A 20,968-nucleotide genomic window follows, 5' to 3' on the forward strand; every position below is an offset into this window, starting at 1 on the left:
ACCTCCCTAGCCAACCCGATCCATGATCATCAAAACGAATTCAGAACCCTTTCAGTCAGAAATCATTTTCCACCCTAATCGCTGGATGAAACATACTCAACCCTAATGTTGACGGATTCGTAAAAAGCTTGATATCGGCGTCTGCGCTTCATCCTTCGTCACCATCATTTTCCAAGCAGTGCCGCACCCGAACCATCGTATCATAGTAGGGGGTTCCCTCTCCCACCCGGCTGGCCACGTCCAAGGTTAACCGGTTGAATCCATGACCGGCCTTGATCCACCCGCCGCGCTCAGCCACCAGGCAATCGGCCCGGACATCTGGGTCGATGAAAAGTCGCGCACGAATGCGTCCCACCGGGCTTTCCACCCAAACCGTCGTATCGGCGGCCAGTTCCTGACGGGCGGCGGCCTGCGGATTCATCCGCACCGTTGGCAGGCGATCGTGCTCGGCTAGGGTGCGCTCCGAGCAGATGAATCGGTGGGGGGCAATGGTAAGCAGGGTATAGGGATAGTCTGGCTCCACCGACGCCAAATCCGTTGGATCAAAGCTGGTCATGAACTCGAATTTACCTGATCGGGTGGGAAATTTTCCGTCCGTATAAGGAGCCATGGGGGCCTTGAGGCGAAAAGGCCCTTGTTTAAGCTGCGCCAGGCTGCATCCCTGGCGGACAATGGGCGCACAGATATCTTCCAGCCACCCATCCACACTGCGCACGAACCGATCGGCAAAGGCAAACCGCCGGGCCAGACCGCAGAACATCTCGAACTCCGACCAGCACTCACCCACCGGCTGGATAGCGCGGTTGACCGGCCCCACGTAATTGTGACCGTAGGTGGCCATAATATCCTTCTCTTCCAGAAAAGTCGTGGCCGGCAGGAATACGTGGGCCTGATCGGCCGTGTCATCCAAAAAGTGACCCGAGTAAACCACAAACTCGGCCTTTTCAAACGCACGCCTTACCTTGGCCGAGTTGGGGGCCATGCACACCGGGTTGGCAGCAGTGGTAAAAATCATGCGAATCGGTGGATCCATGCACTTGAGAATTTCATCGCCGATGGCCGGCATCAAAAGCGTTCGTCGGGGGGCGTTGAGATGATCGCCCCAAAAGGTTTGATCATAGGGGCCGTACTCCTCGAAGCCCTGGCTCACGCCGCCGCCGGGCACACCGATATTTCCGGTTACAGCGGCCAGGGCATCGATGGCGCGAATGGTGTAATGGGCATGCGCGTGCCGGTGCAGTCCCCAACCGAGCAGGGTGGCCGTGGGACTGTGGTGGATGAAGACCTGGGCCAGGGCGTCGGCATCGGCCTCGCTCACACCGGCCAGACGGCACAGTTCACTGAAGCTGAAACGGTCCACCAAATGTTTGTAATCATCTGCTCCCAAGGTATGATGGTCAAGGAAATGTCTGCTTTGGACGCCTTCATCAAATACCCGCTTGGCGGCCGCCATGGCCAGATAAACATCCCGGCCTGGCGCAGGGGCAATATGCCGGTCGGCCAACGAGGCGGACCGGTTTTTATACGGATCCACCAGAATAATCGGTGCACCCCGTTTTTTGATTTCCCTGATGATCGGCACCAGGCTGATATTGGTGGAAACCGGATTGCGGCCCCACAGCACCAGGGCGTTACTGTTGAGATGATCCAGGGGATCGTGGGAGATGCGTTCCCCCAAGTCCAGATTTTGTGAGGCCTGGCCGGTGCCGCCGCACAGCGAACCGCGCAGGGTGGTCACCCCGCCCAGGAGATTGAAAAAATAGCGGTTGAGCAGTTTCAGGGCCGTGCGTTCACCATATCCCTGGTAATAAAGGATCGCCTCGGGACCATCTTGGGCGCAAATACGTTTTATCTGCCCGGCGACCACATCCAGGGCCTGATCCCAGCCGACCCGCTGCCAGCCCCCGTGTTTGCGCAGCGATCGCAACATGGGATAACAGACCCGCTCGGCACTGTAGACCCGATCCACATACATGCCGGCCTTGACACAGGCCCGCCCGCGGGTCAGTGGATGGTTGTCAGATCCGGTGAGCCCCACAAGGCGGCCGTTTTCCACGACGGCCTCAAGGCCACAGGTATTGGGACAGTCACGGGTACAGGTCGTGTAAACCGTCTTCCTGTTTTGTTTCATCGACATCTCCTTTGGCTCGATTCTTTTTGTGTTGCTTCAAGGCAAAAGATAATGTTCAGTCAACTTTTGTGCCATGTTATGGATAAGTCAACAAACGCCTTGGAATGGGCATATACTCGCGGTATTCTGGGTCTTGCAGGGTTTTCATTTACAAATCCGTTTGTATTTTCTACAAAATTGTCAGCCTGAAATGGCCCGTTGACCGTTATTGACATCCTCGAATTTTTTTTGGGGGGTATGGTACCATTCATTATCTTTGATATGAGGAATACATGCTTAACGCCAAAATCAGAAAAAGCCTGCAAACCATCGTGGGACCTGAGCGCCTGATCGATGCCCCGGAAGACCTGCTGGCCTACTCCTACGACGCGTTCGTGGAGGAGATGACGCCGGAGCTGGTTCTGCTGCCCGAGTCCACGGCCGAGGTGTCGGCGATCATGGCCATCGCCCATCATGAGGGCATCCCGGTCACCGCCCGCGGCGCCGGCACCAGTATTTGCGGCGCATCGGTTCCCATCCGTGGTGGAATCGTGCTTTCGCTTACCCGCATGGACCGCATTTTAGCGGTCAGCACCCCCAATCGCTATTGCATCGTGCAGCCCGGCGTGGTCAACGGTGACCTTCAGGCACGCCTGGCCAAGGAGGGATTTTTCTACCCACCGGATCCGGGCAGTTACATGGCCTCGACCATTGGCGGCAACGTGGCCCAGAATGCCGGTGGGCCACGCTGTCTCAAATACGGCGTGACCGTGGATTATGTGCTCAGCCTGGAAGTGGTCCTGCCGTCGGGCGAGGTGATCCGTTTCGGCAGCCGCAACGTGAAAGATGTGACCGGCTACCGGCTCTCGAGTCTTTTCTGCGGCTCGGAAGGCACCCTGGGCATCGTCACCGAAATCACCCTGCGCGTGGTGCCCCTGCCCGAAGCCAGCCGCACCATCCTGGCGGTTTATAATGATCTGGACGCCACGGCAGCCACGGTTGCCGATGTGATCGGCTCGGGCATCCTGCCCGCCGCCCTGGAACTGATGGACAAAACCGTGGTCAACGCGGTGGAGGATTCTGCCGGCATCGGTCTGCCGCGTCACGCCGAGGGGCTATTGCTCATCGAGGTCGACGGCGTGGAAGAGGCGGTGGAAAAAGAGATGCGCACCATCGTGGAAAAAGCCCGCGCCCACGGCGCCCAGGAAGTCATCGAAGCGCGCACGGCCGCCGAGCGTGACAATCTCTGGACCGCACGCCGCTCGGCTTACGGGGTGTTTGCACGCCTGGCGCCGGACTGCATCGTGGAGGACGCAACGGTGCCGGTCAGCCATGTGCCCGACATGATCCGTCACATTCGTGAGATCGCCGACCGTTACCGGTTGCGCATCGGCATCCTGGCCCATGCCGGTGACGGCAACATGCATCCGCTGATCGCCACCGACACCCGCGACAAGCAACAATGGCAACGGGTCGAGGCGGCCAATCGGGAAATCTTCGAAAAGGCCATGACGTACAACGGCACCCTGTCCGGCGAACACGGTATCGGCCTGGCCAAAACCGACTACCTGCCCATGGCCCTCAATGACGCCACGCGTGATTTCATGGCCAAAATCAAACAATGCGTGGACCCCCAGGGGATTCTCAACCCCGGGAAATTCGTTTAGGGAATGCAATCATGAAAGCCGATGAAGCCTATCAATGTGGCAAGTGCGGGCTCTGTCTGACCGTCTGTCCGGTCTACCGGGTGACCCGTGAGGAAACCGCCGCGCCCCGGGCCAAGGTGCATCTGATCCGAAGCTATGCCGAGTCGCGCCTGCCGGCCACGGACCGTATGCAGGAAAAATTGCAGTGCTGCCTCATGTGCGGCACCTGCACGGCCATGTGCCCGGGCGGGGTGCACCACGACACCCTTTTCATGCGCATGCGCGATGAAATGGGCGCTTGGTGTGGTCAGTCAAGGCAAGTCAAGGCCCTGGGCGCCATCCTGCCCAGGGAAAACCGGCTGCGCATGGCCGCCAGGGCGGCCCGGGTGGGCACCGGCAGTCTGGCCCAACGCATCATCGGACGCATGCGCATCGGCAACATCCCCATCGAAAATTTTCCGACGCCCAACCGTATCCCATTTCGCGATCAAGTGCCCACGGTCATCAAACCGGCCGGCAGCCCTGTGGGCACCGTGGTTTACTTTACCGGATGCGCCACCAATCATATCTTCGAGGGCACCGGTCATGCCGTTACAATGGTCCTTCAGTGCATGGGGTACCGCATCATTATCCCCCCGGATCAGGGATGCTGCGGCCTGCCGCTTTTTTTCCACGGCGACACCCAGCGGGCACGCAGCTCGATCCTATCCAACATCAAGGCGTTGCAGCTCAACGGCTGCGATGCCGTGATAGTGGATTGTGCCACCTGCGGATCGGCCCTTAGCCATGCCTATCCGAAGCTGATGGATGAAATGCGCCTTTGTGCCGACCCGGCCCGTGATCTGGCCGCCAAGGTGTGGGATGTTGGAGAATTCATTCTGGAAAAATTCTCTGATCTGGAACCCCACCTGGCTACCGGTCAAGCAAAGGAAAAAGTAACCTACCACCTGCCCTGCCATCTGAAAAATCACGGTCGAGGCAAGGACAGGGTCGAAACCCTCATGCAACGGCTGCCCCATGTGGATTATCAGCGAACTGTGGATTGGGATGCCTGCTGCGGTGGCGGCGGGTTCTTTTTCAATGAATATCCCGACATCTCGAAGCAAATGGTCGACGGCAAAATTGATAATGCCGTCAACAGCGGGGCCCGCTCCTGGGCCACGGGCTGCCCGGGGTGCCGGGTGCAGTTGTCGGGCAACCTGCCCCGCAAAGGAATGCTTGATGTCTGCCATCCTGTGGAAATTATCGCCCGGGGGCTAAGGTAGTTGAAGGGAATTGATTTGAAATTTCAAATTTGAGAAAGGGGACCATTCATGCCGGCCCACACATCCATGCCCAAACAGGTCACACTTTTCGTCCAATGTATTGTCGATGGCATTTACCCGGAAGTCGCCGAGGCCATGGTTCGCATCTTCGACCGTCTGGGCATTGCCGTGGATTATCCCCAGGATCAGACCTGCTGCGGCCAACCGGCATTTAATTCCGGCTATCGCACCGCAGCACGCAAGGCCGCCCGGCATTTCATCGAGGTGTTTGAGCATGCCCCCTTGATCGTCTGCCCCTCCGGATCATGCGTGGCCATGGTGCGCCATCACTATGCCGACCTGTTCACCAACGACACGGCCTGGCAAACCCGGGCCAGGACCGTGGGCCGGCGGACCTTTGAGCTAACCGAATTTCTTGTGGATGTACTGGGAGTCACCGATCTGGGCGCCCGTTTTGACGGCCGGGTCACCTACCATGACTCCTGCCATCTGCTGCGCACTCTGGGGATTGGGTCCCAGCCGCGAACGCTGCTTTCCCGCATCCACGGGCTGGAATTCGTTGAAATGGCCGATTCCGATCGCTGCTGCGGGTTCGGCGGTGCGTTCTCCATTAAATACCCCGACATTTCCACAGCCATAGTGGCCGAGAAAGTGGATACCATCCTGGCCACCGGTGCCGATACCGTGGTCGGGTGCGACATGGGCTGCCTGATGAACATCGAGGGCTATCTGTCCCGGCACAATCACCCCGTGCAGGTCCGGCACATCGCCCAACTTTTGGCGCCCTAACGGGTTGACCACAAATTATGCGTGCCGAATCAAGTCCGGCACTTTTGACGGATTCATCAATAGTCGATAGCGATAGCGATTTTATCGTTGAATCAAACGGTTGGCACTGCAGTCCAATCCCATGCCGGCTCAGGCATCGGCCCTGACAATCTCGAGCATGGCCTCCACCCGGGTACGAATTCGGCCCACGTCGCTGTCCGAGTAGTCGGATTCAACTTTTAAGAACGGCAGGCCGTGCCTGTCGGCCACGTGTTCACCAACCTTGTGGGATTCCACATTATAGGCATGGCAGGCCTGAAGAATGAAATCGACCACCACATCTGGACGGAACTGTTCGATCATCTCGGAAACCCCATCCAAGCGGCGCTGGTTGGGAGTCATGCAGGCACAGGGAATCTCAAGGTAGCGGCGGGCAATGGCGGTGATGGGATCGCCTGTGTTTTCCTCGATTTCGCCCATAAAGGCTTTCATTCCCGAGCAGGCATCCAGGGCCACTACCATGGCCCCGGCCTCTTCGATGATGCGGAAAATCTTGGTCGCATCGCCCCCCACCGGACATCCCGACACCATGACCCGCGGCGCATCCGGATCACCAAACCCAATGCCTGCGGCCGCCCGCTTTTCCAGTTTCTCCAGCACCGACTCCAGAATCGGCACCATCTCCTCGCCGGTGGCCGGGATGGCCAGGAAAGCCAGGTCGTAAATCTCCTCCCAGGAGATAGCCGGTGGCGTACGGGCGGCATAATCGAACACCTTGCGCATCAACCGGTTTTTGCGGTTGTTCCAGACAATGGCAGACTCGATACGTTCATCCGTGGCCTTACAGTCAAACTGCCCTTCGAGAAACGCCTGCAGCTTTCGGATCATTGCCTTCCAGTTTGTAATCGACTCGGGTTCATCGGCCAGTTGCGGCAGATCCATCACATGGGTGGGTTTCACGTCGGCAATCAGCTCGAACATCTTTTTCTTGCCGTCACAGGTGGTTTCCGCGACCACCACGTCACTCAGACTATAGAACGGACAGGTCCCCTCCTGGATGAACCCAAAACTGGATTTGATCAGCGGGCATAAGTTGGCCGGCAGAATCGTCTCGGCCGTGGCAATGGGCGCTTCGGAAAAGGCGCACAGCACCGCCGGAACAATGTTCATGGCATGCATCAGTTCAATGGGCGCGTAGCCGCAATAGATACCGGCCACGGGATGGTTTTGTTCTTTGTGGGACTGGACATACTGAAGAACGCGTTTTGCCGGTGGCTCGTTTTCGAAACCGTCGACCAGCAAAGGCTCGATGCGTGTTGTCATTTCAATCACCTTGAGGAGTCGTTTCGCAATATTAATTAATAGGTAATAATAAAGGGTTGATCGCGTTGCCATTAACGGTGAAATCAATAAAATGTCAAAATGATAATCCCAATCGATTCAGGCATTCGAATAGATACAGACGATTGTGCCATCCATTGCTAAAATTTGGTGGATCGTGTAGCAATGCATTTGGGACATGATTTATTCAACACATTGAACGAATGGTCAAAATAATCACTCAGAGCCTGTTTGCTTTTTTTTCAAGCACAACCAGAGGTAGGTATGGTCAACTTGTTGAAAGATTATCCAATCATCGTTGAGTTCCCCGTGGCATGGGGAGAGATGGACGCATTCAACCACGTGAACAACGTGGTTTATTACCGGTATTTTGAAAATGCACGCCTGGCCTATTTTCATAAAGTGAAAATAATGGAAGTCATGGAGCAAACCGGTGTGGGGCCGATTCTGTCCAAAACCCAGTGCCGGTACCTTCATCAGCTAACCTACCCGGACACCTTGTCTGTGGGGGCCAGGGTGTCCCACATGGCATCCGACCGGTTCACCATGCAGTATGCCATTGCCAGCCAGACATCGGGACAGATTGCCGCCGAAGGGGAAGGCCTGCTCGTATCCTTTGATTATCGAAAAAACGAGAAAACCCCGATCCCGGACATCGTCCGACAAAATATTATCGACCTTGAAAACGGACGTCTGACGGATCCGCTGGACAGGTAGCCCCCAGGTTGTATAAAAAACGCTGGGGGTAGCAGAACATTTTTTATGGCCAAACACCACGATGCGGGTATAGTGGCCCTTATTCCAGTTTCAAGAATCAAAACAATGACGAGCAAACAGAAAACCAAACGTATCCACATCCCCAGCGAAATCAGGAGCCAGTTCGATCAGCCCCTGGCAGCCGGGCTCAGACGAATAATCTGGCGTCAAGTTCAAACAGGATTGGGGGCGATTATTGCCGCCGTCGGCTTCAGTGTTTTTCAGTTTCCATTCAAATTGGCTGCCGGTGGGGTGACCGGCATTGGGATTATCGTCAACCACTTTGTAACCATACCAGTCGGCATGATCTTTCTGGCATTGAATGTTCCGCTTGTCATTCTGGGCTTTTTTCAACTCGGCCGGTGGCGGTTTGTCGCGTCAACCGTGCTTTCGATTCTGGTGTTCTCCTTCGCTGTCGATCTTTTTAATCTCTACCTGCCCCAAGTCAATGAGAAGTGGCCGATCACCGATGATCTTTTACTCGCCTCCATTTACGCCGGTGTGCTCTTTGGCGTTGGCATGGGGATTATCTATCGCGCGGGAGGCACGATCGGCGGTACATCCATACCGGCGCGGATTCTTTATGAGCGACTGGGCTTTCCTCTATCCCAGTCCTATCTTTTTACGGACATGGCAATCATATTTGTTGCCGGCCTGGTGTTTCATTGGGAAATCGCCTTGCTCTCGACGCTAACACTGGTTCTGTCCGGAATCGTGAGTGATCTGGTATTGGAAGGCGTAAGTCAGGTTCGGACCGCCACCATCGTTACCAAAAATCCGGATTCGGTACGCCTGGCGATCATCTACCAACTCAGACGGGGTGTCAGCTTGTGGACAATTGAGGGCGGTTATACAAAAAGTCCGCGATCAATGGTCTTTTGTACAGTGTTGCGGTCGAGGGTGGCCGATCTGAAACACACCATTGCCACGGTGGATCCGGATGCATTTATTGTCATTGGGGTGGCTCAGCAGGTGATTGGCGGCTATGGCAAACGGGTGCCCTCTTCAAGTATAAAAGAAGTGTGATCAAGGGTGTATTCGCTGATTAATTTGGCAACGTATTTTCAAAAAAGATCACATCCAAAACGCCCGCGCCTTTTCCGCAGTATGCTCAGGCGCCGTAAAGGTGGCCATATCCCCCAACATCACCTCGAAACCGGTAAAATCACTGCGCACCCACGGCGCGTAATTACTGCGAACGCTGATAACGACCCTGAATTCCGCATCATCAGCGCCATCGGCAAAAAAAAGCAACCCAAGGTTGTAGCTGTTGCGCCCCAGACTGCGATAAAACCGTTGGGTGTTGATGATGCCTTGGGCCAAACCAGCCCAATGGTCGTCCCGGGTCTCGCGAAAGTCGGTTACATTGGGCAGAATGCCCCATATTTCAAAAAATCCTTCGGGCGCGAAAGCAGCCAACCAGTGCCAGCCGCCTGTAATACCGATGATACGCTCTTTTTTCTGCTGCTCTACCGATAGATAATCGCTAAACAAGCGCGAACCGGATTGTTTTCGGTAACGAGCGGCATGAGATTGCAGGCAGCGCTGATGGTTGGCAGGGATTCGATCGGCTTGCACCTGTAAATGGGGATGAACCAGTGATCCACCGGCGGAAGGCAGGTGATTCTGGGAAATGGCCATGAATACAGCCGCCGGGTCGTAGGATATGACCCGTTTCAGATAATCCCGGCAATTTAAAAAACTGTCCGTGTAGGACTGGTGGCTGGCCGTGCCGATCTCAACAAAGTGATCATCATCGAAAAGGCTGACTGCCGAATAGCGGCCATAAGGAAACAAATTGGGAAACAGGGTAGCGTTTCCACGAACCATACGCCCCTTGGCGCACAACGGCTTGATCATTTTTGGTGTGGCGCCCACCAGATTTTCTTGGCAGAAAGGACAATTGTCCCGCTGCCCGGCAAACGGCGGTGGCTCAGGCAACGCCTGGCCACCGTGTTCTCGCTCTTCATTTCGGCTGTAGGTAATCCGGCACGTACGTCCGGTGATCGGATGCGTACGGATTTCAATGGGCCGACGAGCGGTTTCACCGCTTGGTAGTATGATCCGGGCATAAAACGTCTCACGCTTGAATTGAAGCATGACATTCATATGCGTTACCCCACTGTTGCAACATTGGGGTTCACTCAATTTGATCAGCGAAACCGACTAATCCGTTCAATGGCCGTTTTCAGACTGATCCGTAATCGTTCCAATACATCGGCCAATTTCCCCATCTCATCTTGCGAGTCATGTTCAATCTTGCGGTCCAGATCACCATCCGCAAGGGACTGGGCGATCTGTGTAAACCGGGAGATGGGACTGATAGCGACGTGAATCAAAAAGAAAATCATCAGGATTGAGATAACCAGTACAGATCCCATAATGCTGCTAAGACTGATGGCAAGCTGACGCTTGTTATTCTCAATCCCTTCATGGGCCATGGCAATTCGAAAAACGCCCCAATGCCGGCCCTTTACGTAAATGGGAGATGAGATATCCCAGACCATCTCACCTGTATCACGCTGATATTCCTGTCTAAAACCCGCAGTTGTGTTCTTACAGGCACGCAGTGCAACAGGGTCCGTGTAGATCCGTTTCGTTCGGTTGTTTACGAGATCTTTTTCCAGGTTGCCGGAAGGCGCTACCTGATAACGGATGTTGTGGGTGGGAACATACCCTCTGACATCACTTGAGGTCGCATACAATAATTCCGGTGATTTGAGAAACTCGTCCTGAAAGGCCAAGATGGCTTTATCCGTATACCAGTCATACTTGGTATGGTACTTTTTGGGCTCGAAGCCGGGGATCTCCTGATAATCATAATCCATGATATCATCAATGGTCAGGACACCATTGTCCACCGCTTCTTCAAGAATTCGGCCCACACCCTTGGCGCCGATGATGGATAATATTTTTCCTCTAGCAAAAAGCTGGTCTTCGTATAGTTTGCCTTGCTGTTTCATTATGATGAGGGTTCCCCCAACCATAAGCAGCAGCATAACCAAGCAGACTTGAAGCGTGATGCGAACGCCAATTTTCTCCCGTATTATGTTCACCATGCCCATATTGCCTCCCTTCCTCTATGAATGGTCGCTTCAACCCGTAATGAATTACATACTTCCTCGCCGCAGCATGAACGAAGGACCCGAAGTGTACAGTAGAAATCCGTCTCCAGTCAATAATGTGGGCGGTGGTTGGGAATTTTAAGGGTGCCGATAGCCAAACCGGATTGCCCCCCAATGGCGGTCCCGAATAAAAATCGGCAGCGACATGTCATACAGAACCTCTCCTGTATCCCGAAAATAGCGCTGTAGGAAGAAAGGTTCGAGACTGCGCGAAGCCGCCAACCCGGCTTGATCGTTAAACATCCGTTTACTCCGGCTGGTCATGAGGTCTTTTTTCGGATTTCCACTCACCGGCTGGAAATAACGGCTGTTGTGCGTGGGAACATATCCGTTGACGTCCACGGCTACCACATAAACCAGACGATCGTGCTTTGATAGGTAACTGTCCAGCGTTTTTTTAAGGACTTTATCCAAGACGCGATCATATTGGGTGTGATATTTTGGTGGTTCTGAATTGGGGATGGGGATGTAAAAGGTATCGAAAAGCTGGTTTTCAGTCAGAGTCCCGGATTGAAGCAGGTCATCAAGTATCGCCATTACCGCATGTTTGCACTCACCACCCCAGCTTTTTACCTGTTGGTCGAATTCATCCAAGACCGTTACTTTCTCTCCCATTGCAATCTCGGGAGACAGGAAGACTCCGATTAAAAGGAACAAACACGTAAGGTGCCAAAGGAAAGAATTCCATTTGCATGGACGCATTAGCCTAAACCCTCATCTAGCTTGAAAAGTCGAGAAATACCGACGGCCAGCGCCGATGTGGACGCATCGGAAACCATCAGCGCGCCCAGGAAATAGTCACCCAAAGGAATGATAAAAAATCGTTTATGGTTGTTTTGGGTAAACACCATATAGCGAAATCGGGTCGTCCCAATGAACTTACGCATAACATCGGCGTTCAATCCGCAATACGAAATCATGGTGGACAACTCGGAAGGATTCTTGAGATCATGGGTCACTACGCGTCCATCGTTACGGGTAAGGATAAAATGTTCGATCCCCTTCAAATTCCCCATAATATTATGAAATTCACGTACCGTCGTCATTTGTATCCTCTGTAAAATTGTGCCATTGCGAATCCATTTGTGCACCCTTTTAAGACATCTTCAAGTTGGGCGGCACAAGAATTCAAGAAAACCGTTGAGCAACGATCATCATAGCCGTTTCTCGATGTAATCCGTTATTAATTCCTGAAATTTCCGTTTGTGATCTGGATCGTCGATATGGGACAGCACCATGTTCATCAGCATCGGAAAATCACTTGCATCAGTCGACGCATACTGCTTCCATTGGTGCACAGCATCCTGGAAAACGATCTTTGCAATGGGACCGATAACTTTGGCCAGACAGTTTTGCATGCCTTGCAGCACTTCATCCAAGGGAGCACTGTTGACCGCCGACAGATCTTCTTGGTTATCGATCAAGGTGGGCTGTTCATTCATGATGGATAGGGAATTGACAGGCGGTGGAGATTCAGCCGGCGAATCATCAACCAGAATTTGCTGGTTTACCCGACCAAGGGTTTCCTCCAGACTTAAATTCAGGCTCATTCCCAATAGTTCCAGGTTAACATTGGTTTCGCAAAGAAGGATAAGATAACTGTTTTCATCCAATGCTCGGGCGACCAGGATGGTTTCTTCATAACAGATGGAAACCTCTGCCACCCCATTGAGATTGGTTAGCCCGCTACTGAAAATTTTCAGCAACATGCGAGCCATTTGCTCCAACTTATCCGGTTTGAATACGGTAGGTAACTCGACTGCCAACACACCACGGTCCCTGTGGTAAAAAAAACCACCGATGACTCCGGGGATGGTTAGAGTGTCACTCAGAATCTCTTTCATCTGTTCCCCCGCTGGTCGCCTTCAGCATCGCAATGATCTTCGATGATACCGACCGGCTTGTGGCCGTCACGATCCACCAATTATCCGTTCGTCATTCAGGGATGGCATTTTTAAAAGTCCGAATCAGGTCTGCCGGCCTGGAATTCGGACGCATGGCGGCCACCACAACATGACGATGGCATTGAAACATTGCATAGCGCGTTTTTCCGCGCGATTGAATATTAATATATTTCAGCCCTCCCCCCAGCATACCATTGAGCTTTCCAACCGCCTTAAAGTAAACCGAGGGGGTAAATGCCGTCAACCTCTGGTCCGCACCATCACTTCTGGCCTTCAGGTTGTCATTTTCATCATAAACGGCATAGGCATCGATTCCCTTGTTTGCACTCACAGCCGATTGAAGCGACAACGGCAAAGCCGGTTCTTCAGGCGCTCCCGACAAGGCTGCAGAGATTTTTTCCGATTTTGTGGCAGACTCACGACTGGCCGGCGGTTCCGCTTCTCCTCCATTGGCAGAAGCCAGCTCCCCTTCTCCTGTTAATTCCAAATAGCATTTGCCATATTTAGAAGCTCCTGTTTTCCGGTCGGCACCGTCTTCCATAGTCGGCTCAGACGATGCGTCATTGGACTCGTCTCTACAGCAATGCCCTTCGATGAGCAAATGCGTGATTGACATGTTGACTTCACGCTCAACGGTTTTGCAGGATTCCACTACTTCAATCACGGCATCCTCCCAAAACAGCATTGCGTATACAGCCTGCGCACCGCGGGAGCCGTTGCTTTTGGCAGCCATGACCACACCGTTTCGGCAATAAATCGTACCGGTGCGTTTTCCTTTCGTTACAAAAAGAGTACAGGTTTTTTGTTCTAGTTCAACCAATTGAAGATAAGAAGACAGACTGATTCCCTGGATGGTGTAGCCGCGCTTAAGTTGCATCAGCTCAATCAAGCGGGCCATGAATCGATCGAGTTGTAGCGGTTTGTGAAATACTTCCAGCGGTTGAAAAGGACGGATACGATCTTCAATGGCGGGTGAAAAGTGCTGCGTCATTGCCAGCACCGGCAAGTTCGGGTACCGTTTACGAATGTACATCAACAACCTGATGCCATTTTCATTGGGCATGACTAACTCAGACAATACGAGGTCGACATCTACTTTATTCAGAATGTTTGCCGCCCGCTTAACTGAATCGGTCCCTAACACCCGAACATCACGGTAGGATTCAAAAAGCGCTGAAATCATAGAAAGATTCGAAATATCGCGGTCAACTACCAATACTGTCTTCATCTCAGCTTACCCATTGTCGAACTATGTCTGAACGCAGTCGCTTGCACTTGGATTGTTTAACAGAATACGCAGCCCTACTGATCAATAGAAGATTGTCCCGTGTATGTCGATAGGCCGGTACTTTTGGCCTATCGTCTGTTCATTCGCTTCCTTCCCCGCCGACAAATACGTATTCACAATGATTTGAAGGGGTTATTTTAGGGTTAGTTGGTTTTAGAATAAACCGGCAACTTCTTTTTTAAATTTTCTGTACCTATTATTAGAAATAGGGCATGTCAAGATGAAAAATATTATTATTAACATTCACAAACTAAATCAGTCTTCATACTTAGGTATGTTAAGGGGGATCAAGTTGTTTTTGTATTGGACACCTTGATCAAAGTGCGAATTTGCCGATTTCAAGACGATCATAAGTTACACAATATGACGTTAGGATTCAACCCCAAGTCCATTTCTTTGGCAGTATTATCGGATAAAATGGTTCGACGCGCTTGATCAACAGCTCGAATTTTCCATCCCCGTGCGGATACGATGCAGGAAAATAAATTCCTATTTTCTGATACATTTCCCTCACAGTTTTCCTCCTCCGCCCACGGTAAAAAAATACAACCCATTGATTATTTGTGATAAACATCATTGGTACACTTTTTGTTAGACAACTTGGTCAAAACCACTACCTGCAAAAGGGGGCATAGACAAACGGGCACCATTTTGAACGGCATGTGCATATGATTGTGGTGGATGTGAATGGATATGAAAACGAAACGTTGATTGGTGATATCTGATGTGAGGTGAAATCTGATGACAGGGTACGCAGGACCAGAACGTCGTTCCGGTAAAGATCGTCGAAATTATGGACGTTCTTTCATTAAACGCTTAAGAAAAAGGGGCATGCGTGAATACGCAAGGCGTGCTGAGGATCGTCAGCGAATAACCACGTTTGATAAATATCCACGCCCCTTGCTGATCGCCATCATTGTTGTTCTGTGCCTGAGTCTGTTGGATGGGTTATTAACCTTGATTCTAATCGCCCAAGGTGCAACAGAACTCAATCCGATCATGGATTATTTTCTAAGCTACGGCACGAATGCGTTTCTACTGGCAAAATACAGCTTTACGGTCTTATCGGTGATAATTATTGTCATTGCCAAAGAACCGATCAGCATTCGGTATCGTGTGTCCACCGGTATACTTCACGTTTTTGCCGCATTTTTCGGAGCTGTTGTGGTCTGGGAGTTTTATCTTCTTTCGATGCACTAAAAAGCCAAGTCTTGAACGGATGAAACGATCGGCAGTAAAAAAGTTGCCGGGGAAGCCAAGCACTGAGTGCAAAAATGACTTCCCCGGCAACGACTGTTATCTAATTTTTTTGTTTACTATTTCGTAAAGCGTACTGCATCCGCACAGGTGGATTTACCGTTACCCACCGAGACAACGACCACTTTGGCCTGGGTAGAAAAGTTGTAGACACCCAGCGAATTCCACTGGCCGCCGTCTTGCTGCTGATTCACATAAACCGTATCCAACAGCGTACTGCCGTCATAGATCTCGACCGGTACGGCGGTGCTGCGGCTGGCATACTCGGTCCACCACATCTGAATTTCATAGCTGCCGCTGGCGGCCAAGGCATAGCTGTAGGTCGCACCGGCATCTTTGCTCCAAACCGACTGGCTGCCGTATGGATTGGCGCCGCCGGATACAGACCAGTTACCGCTGGTGGATGTTCCGGTATCCCCATCGTCAAGGATCTCTTCCGATGAGGTGGGAGTAGATGTGGTTTCGGCGAACCGAACGGCATCTGCGCAGGTGGAGTTACCATTACCCACCGAGACGATTACCACTCTTGCCTGGGTGGAAAATTCGTAGACACCCAGCGAATTCCACTGGCCGCCGTCTTGCTGCTGATTCACATAAACCGTATCCAAAAGCGTGCTGCCGTCGTAGATCTTGACCGGCACGGCGGTACTGCGGCTGGTATACTCGGTCCACCACATCTGAATTTCATAGCTGCCGCTGGCGGCCATTGCATAGCTGTAGGTCGCACCGGCATCTTTGCTCCAAACCGACTGGCTGCCGTATGGATTGGCGCCACCGGACACAGACCAATTGCCGCTGGTGGATGTTCCGGTATCCCCATCGTCAAGGATCTCTTCCGATGAGGTGGGTGTGGATGTGGTTTCGGCGAACCGAACGGCATCCGCACAGGTGGAGTTACCGTTACCCACCGAGACGATTACCACTCTTGCCTGGGTGGAAAATTCGTAAACCCCCAGCGAATTCCACTGCCCACCGTCTTGCTGCTGATTCACATAAACCGTATCCAACAGCGTGCTACCGTCATAGATCTTGACCGGCACGGCGTTGCTGCGGCTGGTATACTCGGTCCACCACATCTGAATTTCATAGCTGCCGCTGGCAGCCATTGCATAGCTGTAGGTCGCACCGGCATCTTTGCTCCAAACCGACTGGCTGCCGTATGGATTGGCGCCACCGGACACAGACCAATTGCCGCTGGTGGATGTACCCGCGTCCCCATCGTCAAGCACGTCTTCCGATGAGACGTCTGTAGATTCGAGGAATCGAACCGCATCCGCGCATGTGGAATAACCGTTACCGACCGAAACAATGACCACTCTGGGCTCGCTGAAGAATTCGTAAACACCCAAGAAATTCCACTGACCGCCATCCACCTGCTGGTTGACATAAATGGTTTCCAGCAGGGTGCTGCCATCATAGATTTTTACCGGTACGGCGGTGCTACGGCTGGCATACTCGGTCCACCACATCTCGACCTCATACGTACCCGGCGCACCCATGGTATAGGTGTACGTTGCACCAGCCTCTTTGCTGTAGAAGGATTCACTGCCGTATGGATCAGCGCCGCCGGACACAGACCAGTTGCCACTGGTGGATGTTCCGGTATCCCCATCGTTGATCACCGTTTCGGTAGTCGTTTGGCCATCGTTCACCACCGGATCATTGAAATCCGTGTCAGTCCCGTCACTGGGTGCTGGCGCCATGAAGGACACTTCTTCGGAGTCCACACTCACCAAGCTCCCATCATAGGCGCGTACCACAAAGTAGTATGTGGTATCGTATGCCAGGTTATAGACCTGGGCAAGATTGTCGCTGCCGGTCCAAACCGGATTGCTATAGTCATACTTCTGACCACTTTCTCGCTGGTATACGCGATACCCATCGGGTAGCGGCGAATTGTGATCCCATGTGAGCTCAACGCCTGTGGTTTCAGGGACGCTGTAGGTTGCAGCAGAAACAGTTGAACTGACGTTTAACAAGACAAAACTAAAAGAAAGGCATAATAAGACAAACTTGTACAGCTGATTACAACACCGTTTAGACATAATACATCCTCCTTGGATTCTTTTGACAACCGGTGAATCCATGGAGGATGCATCCGCTTGCCTTCGGCAGCTCTGCGACCCTGTCCCCTGCAAAATTGAGGATTTAGGCCAGAAGCTTTGCGTCCCGCCTTTTCAGGCGGTTTGCCATTTTCGAGCAGCTTGGTAAAAACTGTCGCTGGGCACCTGTTTCCAACAGTTGGGTAAAAACTGTCATTGGCATCCGAAAAAGCAAAACAGATGCCAGCATTAAAAAAGAACCCAAAAAAACCTTGATAGCTTATTATTACTCAATCTTCTTTAGGTTGGTTTTCCCAAAAGAAACCTCCGTCGGCCATCGCCGTGCAAAAAAAAACACAGTGACAGTAAAAGAAAATTAAACCATTCAATCTGAATCGATGTCCGGATGGCAGCCTGATACTTCAAACCACACATTGTTAGTTTTTTCCCCTCACTCACCCATCATCCAACTCATATGGTTCTGCTTGCAATTCGTGACTAATATATAGTCAATCCAATCATCACGGAATGAAAGTCGGAGGGAATCATGAATGTGATTGACATAAATAGTGTTGTTGATATTTTTTTTAAGCTCCGGTGGAACAGTAGCGATGCAGTGCACAATGAAGCATATGCTGCTCGAGGTGTGAACATGTGGCGCGATTGGTTGCCGGAAAATGTTCACCGTTTACTGATTGGCAAACACCCTTGGGAAAAAATCTCGGTTGAATTTGGACCAGGTGAACTTTTTGGTAAAAACCAGCCGCCAGTAAAAATCGACCGCAATCGTTTTTTCAAGGTACCGCAGACCGGACGTTTTTATCCAAAAGGATTATTGCGTGGCCTGCCCGGTGTGTTCCCCCAAAACATCGAGCCGTTTCGGTGTATCAGTCTCAATAATGGCCATATGGAGGTCGACTTGAGTCATCCGCTGGCTAACCATCGGCTCAACGTTGATATGACCGTAGGGCAGCTTACGCAAAAAGAAACCGAACGTGGCGGCAGTAGCGCAGATTGGCTCGGATTGCTTACAGACGGTCCCGGAATGCAGGCGCGATGGTCGAATACACCAACAGATTTTTTCAGTGACAACCCTTTTGAGCGAACAGATGCAAAAGCAGACAGTATTTTCTATGGCAGCCCCAGATTGGTTCACCACTTGGATCAAACCGCCAGGGAAATGGTTACCGACATCTACAAACGGTTTGTGAAAGCGGATGCCAAGGTGCTGGATCTGATGAGCAGCTGGGTTTCCCACCTTCCCGAAACGGTTCGCTTTGAGCGTGTCAGCGGGTTGGGCCTGAACCGCGCCGAACTAGAGCAGAATCCGCAATTGACAGATATTCATGTCCATGATCTGAATACGAATCCATGGCTGCCCTATGACGATACGTCGTTCGATCTGGTCGTGTGCACGGCTTCTGTAGAATACCTGATTCACCCGCTTGAAGTCGTGAAAGCGGTGGGCCGGGTTCTAAAGCCCGGTGGCACATTTGTCGTCGTGTTTTCCAATCGCTGGTTTCCCCCGAAGGTGATTCGAATCTGGGAACAGTTACACGAGTTCGAAAGAATCGGTCTGGTGATGGAATACTTTCTGCGCAGCGGCGCGTTCGATGATGTGCAGACATACTCGATGCGAGGATTGCCCCGTCCACGGGACGATAAATATGCCCATGAACTGCAGTTCTCAGACCCCGTCTACGCGGTCTGGGGAAAAAGGAAGCCGTGTTAGTGCATGTGTTTGATCGTCCAACCCATTGTGTAGCGCAACGATAATCAAGGAGATAATTATGAATTTGGAGACATATTTTGAACAGACCAAGGGAATGGGCGTTTTGTCCACCGCTGATGACCAAGGCCATGTCAATGCTGCCGTTTATGCACGCCCCCATGTGATGGAAGATGGTTCTCTGGCCTTTATCATGCGTGACCGCCTGTCATACCATAACCTCCAGTCCAATCCCAACGCTGCGTTTCTTTTCCGTGAAGAAGCCACTGGCTACAACGGTATCCGACTGCACTTGAATAAAATTCGCGAAGAACACGACACACCGCTGGTTAGGGACCTATGCCGGCGATGCAAAATGAAGGACAACACCGACGTCACGCGCCATTTGGTATTTTTTAATGTTGAACGAAAACTGCCGCTGGTGGGTGACGGCGAACTTTCCCCAACGTAGTACCTGAATTTTGCACGAGCCGGAGGGTTTCATCTGCAAGGCACTTAAGGGCGCCGCCATAGTGGACTATTGCAAGCCCTTAATAACGCCGCAGATGGAAGCCTCCGACTCGCCCGAATTCAAAAGTCACCGATCGCTTCCGACCAAAGCAGTCTCCCCAGCTGCGATTGACCTGTTGCATTCCACACCGGGGGTTTTCAGTTGTCCTGTGGCGTGTTATGCTGTCTGTGAAACTGGCACCCTTCCACCTCATACAGTTGATATCAATCCATGACAGAAAAAATTAAAATCGGCGTCAGTACTTGTCTGTTGGGAGAAAAAGTTCGCTACGACGGCGGACACAAGCACGACCGTTACATCACCCAAACCCTGGGGCAATATTTTGATTTTGTCCCGGTTTGTCCGGAAACCGAATGTGGGTTGGGAATCCCCCGGGAACCGATGCGACTGGAAGGCGATGTGTCCGCGCCGAAATTAATCACCAACAAAACCAAACGGGACCTGACCGAGCAGATGACCCGTTGGATCGGGCCGCGCCTGGACCAGCTTGCCGGTGAAAACCTGTGCGGATTTATATTCAAAAAAGGCTCGCCCAGCAGCGGCCTTCACCGCGTCAAGGTCTATAATGCCAAAGGTCATCCGGCGCCTAACGGACGTGGCTTGTTTGCCGCGGCATTTACCGATCGATTCCCCCGCATTCCAGCCGAGGAAGAGGGGCGTTTACATGACCCAACCTTAAGAGAAATGTTCATCGAGCAGGTATTTGCCCTCAAACGCTGGCGCGATACCCTGAATAAAAAACACAGTGTCGGCAGCTTGGTGGATTTTCACACCCGCGAAAAACTCCTGCTCATGGCGCATAGTCCCAAGCACTATCGCAGCATGGGACAATTAGTGGCAAGTGGCAAGTCCATGCCATCTGGAACGCTTTATGGCATGTATGAATCTCAGCTGACAAAAGCCCTCAGTCTGAAGGCAACCGCCGCCAAACATACCAACGTATTGATGCATATATTGGGCTACTTTAAAAAACCGCTTTCTGCAGACGAAAAACAGGAAGCCCTGGAATTAATTGAAAAGTACCGACAAGGTCATTTGCCCCTGATCGTACCGGTTACCCTGATGAATCATTTTGTGCGCAAGTACCGGCAGCCTTACCTCAGCACCCAGACCTATTTGAATCCTCACCCCATCGACCTTCAGTTGCGCAATCACTGCTGATTTGAAAAGCACAAAAAATTCAGGCAATTTTAATTTATGGAAGGAGGAAAAAGATGGATCCAGCC

At 52.1% G+C, this 20,968-nt stretch carries 18 protein-coding genes and 1 riboswitch; of the genes, 9 read left to right on the forward strand and 9 right to left on the reverse strand.

Annotated features, from left to right (window positions below):
• Nucleotides 1-148: 148 nt before the first annotated feature.
• Entirely contained in the window at nt 149-2,131 is a 1,983-nt protein-coding gene (locus Dvar_RS37365; protein WP_419658557.1) for a molybdopterin-containing oxidoreductase family protein, read from the reverse strand.
• Between the two features lie 272 nt (nt 2,132-2,403).
• Between Dvar_RS37365 and Dvar_RS37370 the strand changes: the two genes are divergently transcribed.
• From Dvar_RS37370 to Dvar_RS37380, 3 genes are read left to right on the forward strand one after another with little or no spacing between them, the layout of a single operon-like run.
• Nucleotides 2,404-3,777: an FAD-binding oxidoreductase gene (locus tag Dvar_RS37370; protein WP_419658558.1), complete on the forward strand. Its 1,374-nt coding sequence runs from the start codon at nt 2,404-2,406 to the stop codon at nt 3,775-3,777.
• 11 nt (nt 3,778-3,788) lie between these two features.
• A complete protein-coding gene (locus Dvar_RS37375; RefSeq protein WP_419658559.1) occupies nt 3,789-5,021 on the forward strand; it encodes a (Fe-S)-binding protein in 1,233 nt (410 codons plus the stop codon).
• A 48-nt stretch (nt 5,022-5,069) separates the two neighbouring features.
• Complete coding sequence (locus tag Dvar_RS37380; protein WP_419658560.1) at nt 5,070-5,810, forward strand: (Fe-S)-binding protein; 741 nt, start codon at nt 5,070-5,072, stop codon at nt 5,808-5,810.
• A gap of 129 nt (nt 5,811-5,939) precedes the next feature.
• On the opposite strand, the gene Dvar_RS37385 is transcribed toward Dvar_RS37380, so the two are convergent.
• On the reverse strand, nt 5,940-7,112 hold the full coding sequence (locus tag Dvar_RS37385) for a double-cubane-cluster-containing anaerobic reductase (protein WP_419658561.1): 1,173 nt from the start codon (nt 7,110-7,112) through the stop codon (nt 5,940-5,942).
• A gap of 282 nt (nt 7,113-7,394) precedes the next feature.
• On the opposite strand from Dvar_RS37385, the gene Dvar_RS37390 reads away from it, so the two are divergent.
• The gene (locus tag Dvar_RS37390) at nt 7,395-7,847 is read left to right on the forward strand and encodes an acyl-CoA thioesterase (RefSeq protein WP_419658562.1); all 453 of its coding nucleotides are present in this window, start codon (nt 7,395-7,397) and stop codon (nt 7,845-7,847) included.
• Between the two features lie 105 nt (nt 7,848-7,952).
• Entirely contained in the window at nt 7,953-8,912 is a 960-nt protein-coding gene (locus tag Dvar_RS37395) for a YitT family protein (RefSeq protein ID WP_419658563.1), read from the forward strand.
• Nucleotides 8,913-8,960: 48 nt separating this feature from the next.
• On the opposite strand, the gene Dvar_RS37400 is transcribed toward Dvar_RS37395, so the two are convergent.
• The 6 genes from Dvar_RS37400 to Dvar_RS37425 form a co-directional block, all read right to left on the reverse strand.
• Entirely contained in the window at nt 8,961-9,995 is a 1,035-nt protein-coding gene (locus Dvar_RS37400) for a galactose-1-phosphate uridylyltransferase (RefSeq protein WP_419658564.1), read from the reverse strand.
• Nucleotides 9,996-10,039: 44 nt separating this feature from the next.
• Nucleotides 10,040-10,945, reverse strand: a complete 906-nt coding sequence (locus Dvar_RS37405; protein WP_419658565.1) for a HAMP domain-containing protein — start codon at nt 10,943-10,945, stop codon at nt 10,040-10,042.
• Between the two features lie 144 nt (nt 10,946-11,089).
• Complete coding sequence (locus Dvar_RS37410) at nt 11,090-11,626, reverse strand: hypothetical protein (RefSeq protein WP_419658566.1); 537 nt, start codon at nt 11,624-11,626, stop codon at nt 11,090-11,092.
• 86 nt (nt 11,627-11,712) lie between these two features.
• The gene (locus Dvar_RS37415) at nt 11,713-12,057 is read right to left on the reverse strand and encodes a hypothetical protein (protein WP_419658567.1); all 345 of its coding nucleotides are present in this window, start codon (nt 12,055-12,057) and stop codon (nt 11,713-11,715) included.
• A 108-nt stretch (nt 12,058-12,165) separates the two neighbouring features.
• A complete protein-coding gene (locus tag Dvar_RS37420) occupies nt 12,166-12,855 on the reverse strand; it encodes a hypothetical protein (protein ID WP_419658568.1) in 690 nt (229 codons plus the stop codon).
• 91 nt (nt 12,856-12,946) lie between these two features.
• Nucleotides 12,947-14,143 carry a response regulator gene (locus Dvar_RS37425; protein ID WP_419658569.1) on the reverse strand — a complete coding sequence of 399 codons (1,197 nt, stop codon included), beginning with the start codon at nt 14,141-14,143 and terminating at the stop codon, nt 12,947-12,949.
• An 801-nt stretch (nt 14,144-14,944) separates the two neighbouring features.
• On the opposite strand from Dvar_RS37425, the gene Dvar_RS37430 reads away from it, so the two are divergent.
• Nucleotides 14,945-15,403 (forward strand): DUF5658 family protein, encoded by a 459-nt coding sequence (locus Dvar_RS37430; RefSeq protein ID WP_419658570.1) that lies wholly within the window; start codon nt 14,945-14,947, stop codon nt 15,401-15,403.
• A gap of 116 nt (nt 15,404-15,519) precedes the next feature.
• Here Dvar_RS37430 and Dvar_RS37435 read toward each other — a convergent pair whose 3' ends face one another.
• Nucleotides 15,520-17,505, reverse strand: a complete 1,986-nt coding sequence (locus Dvar_RS37435) for a hypothetical protein (RefSeq protein WP_419658571.1) — start codon at nt 17,503-17,505, stop codon at nt 15,520-15,522.
• A gap of 62 nt (nt 17,506-17,567) precedes the next feature.
• A riboswitch (cyclic di-GMP riboswitch) is annotated at nt 17,568-17,661 on the reverse strand.
• Nucleotides 17,662-18,049: 388 nt separating this feature from the next.
• On the opposite strand from Dvar_RS37435, the gene Dvar_RS37440 reads away from it, so the two are divergent.
• From Dvar_RS37440 to Dvar_RS37450, 3 genes are all read left to right on the forward strand, one after another.
• Complete coding sequence (locus Dvar_RS37440; RefSeq protein WP_419658572.1) at nt 18,050-19,234, forward strand: methyltransferase domain-containing protein; 1,185 nt, start codon at nt 18,050-18,052, stop codon at nt 19,232-19,234.
• 58 nt (nt 19,235-19,292) lie between these two features.
• A complete protein-coding gene (locus Dvar_RS37445; protein WP_419658573.1) occupies nt 19,293-19,682 on the forward strand; it encodes a pyridoxamine 5'-phosphate oxidase family protein in 390 nt (129 codons plus the stop codon).
• A gap of 270 nt (nt 19,683-19,952) precedes the next feature.
• On the forward strand, nt 19,953-20,903 hold the full coding sequence (locus tag Dvar_RS37450) for a YbgA family protein (protein ID WP_419658574.1): 951 nt from the start codon (nt 19,953-19,955) through the stop codon (nt 20,901-20,903).
• Nucleotides 20,904-20,968: the final 65 nt, after the last annotated feature.

Origin of the sequence: Desulfosarcina variabilis str. Montpellier (assembly GCF_048565275.1) — a bacterium.
GTDB classification, from domain to species: Bacteria; Desulfobacterota; Desulfobacteria; order Desulfobacterales; family Desulfosarcinaceae; genus Desulfosarcina; species Desulfosarcina variabilis.

What these genes read in the sequence shown, in the direction of transcription:
- Dvar_RS37365 (WP_419658557.1), bottom strand. Translation starts at nt 2,131, where the DNA reads ATGAAACAAAACAGGAAGACGGTTTACACGACCTGTACCCGTGACTGT.
- Dvar_RS37370 (WP_419658558.1), top strand. Translation starts at nt 2,404, where the DNA reads ATGCTTAACGCCAAAATCAGAAAAAGCCTGCAAACCATCGTGGGACCT.
- Dvar_RS37375 (WP_419658559.1), top strand. Translation starts at nt 3,789, where the DNA reads ATGAAAGCCGATGAAGCCTATCAATGTGGCAAGTGCGGGCTCTGTCTG.
- Dvar_RS37380 (WP_419658560.1), top strand. Translation starts at nt 5,070, where the DNA reads ATGCCGGCCCACACATCCATGCCCAAACAGGTCACACTTTTCGTCCAA.
- Dvar_RS37385 (WP_419658561.1), bottom strand. Translation starts at nt 7,112, where the DNA reads ATGACAACACGCATCGAGCCTTTGCTGGTCGACGGTTTCGAAAACGAG.
- Dvar_RS37390 (WP_419658562.1), top strand. Translation starts at nt 7,395, where the DNA reads ATGGTCAACTTGTTGAAAGATTATCCAATCATCGTTGAGTTCCCCGTG.
- Dvar_RS37395 (WP_419658563.1), top strand. Translation starts at nt 7,953, where the DNA reads ATGACGAGCAAACAGAAAACCAAACGTATCCACATCCCCAGCGAAATC.
- Dvar_RS37400 (WP_419658564.1), bottom strand. Translation starts at nt 9,995, where the DNA reads ATGAATGTCATGCTTCAATTCAAGCGTGAGACGTTTTATGCCCGGATC.
- Dvar_RS37405 (WP_419658565.1), bottom strand. Translation starts at nt 10,945, where the DNA reads ATGGTGAACATAATACGGGAGAAAATTGGCGTTCGCATCACGCTTCAA.
- Dvar_RS37410 (WP_419658566.1), bottom strand. Translation starts at nt 11,626, where the DNA reads ATGGGAGAGAAAGTAACGGTCTTGGATGAATTCGACCAACAGGTAAAA.
- Dvar_RS37415 (WP_419658567.1), bottom strand. Translation starts at nt 12,057, where the DNA reads ATGACGACGGTACGTGAATTTCATAATATTATGGGGAATTTGAAGGGG.
- Dvar_RS37420 (WP_419658568.1), bottom strand. Translation starts at nt 12,855, where the DNA reads ATGAAAGAGATTCTGAGTGACACTCTAACCATCCCCGGAGTCATCGGT.
- Dvar_RS37425 (WP_419658569.1), bottom strand. Translation starts at nt 14,143, where the DNA reads ATGAAGACAGTATTGGTAGTTGACCGCGATATTTCGAATCTTTCTATG.
- Dvar_RS37430 (WP_419658570.1), top strand. Translation starts at nt 14,945, where the DNA reads ATGACAGGGTACGCAGGACCAGAACGTCGTTCCGGTAAAGATCGTCGA.
- Dvar_RS37435 (WP_419658571.1), bottom strand. Translation starts at nt 17,505, where the DNA reads ATGTCTAAACGGTGTTGTAATCAGCTGTACAAGTTTGTCTTATTATGC.
- Dvar_RS37440 (WP_419658572.1), top strand. Translation starts at nt 18,050, where the DNA reads ATGAATGTGATTGACATAAATAGTGTTGTTGATATTTTTTTTAAGCTC.
- Dvar_RS37445 (WP_419658573.1), top strand. Translation starts at nt 19,293, where the DNA reads ATGAATTTGGAGACATATTTTGAACAGACCAAGGGAATGGGCGTTTTG.
- Dvar_RS37450 (WP_419658574.1), top strand. Translation starts at nt 19,953, where the DNA reads ATGACAGAAAAAATTAAAATCGGCGTCAGTACTTGTCTGTTGGGAGAA.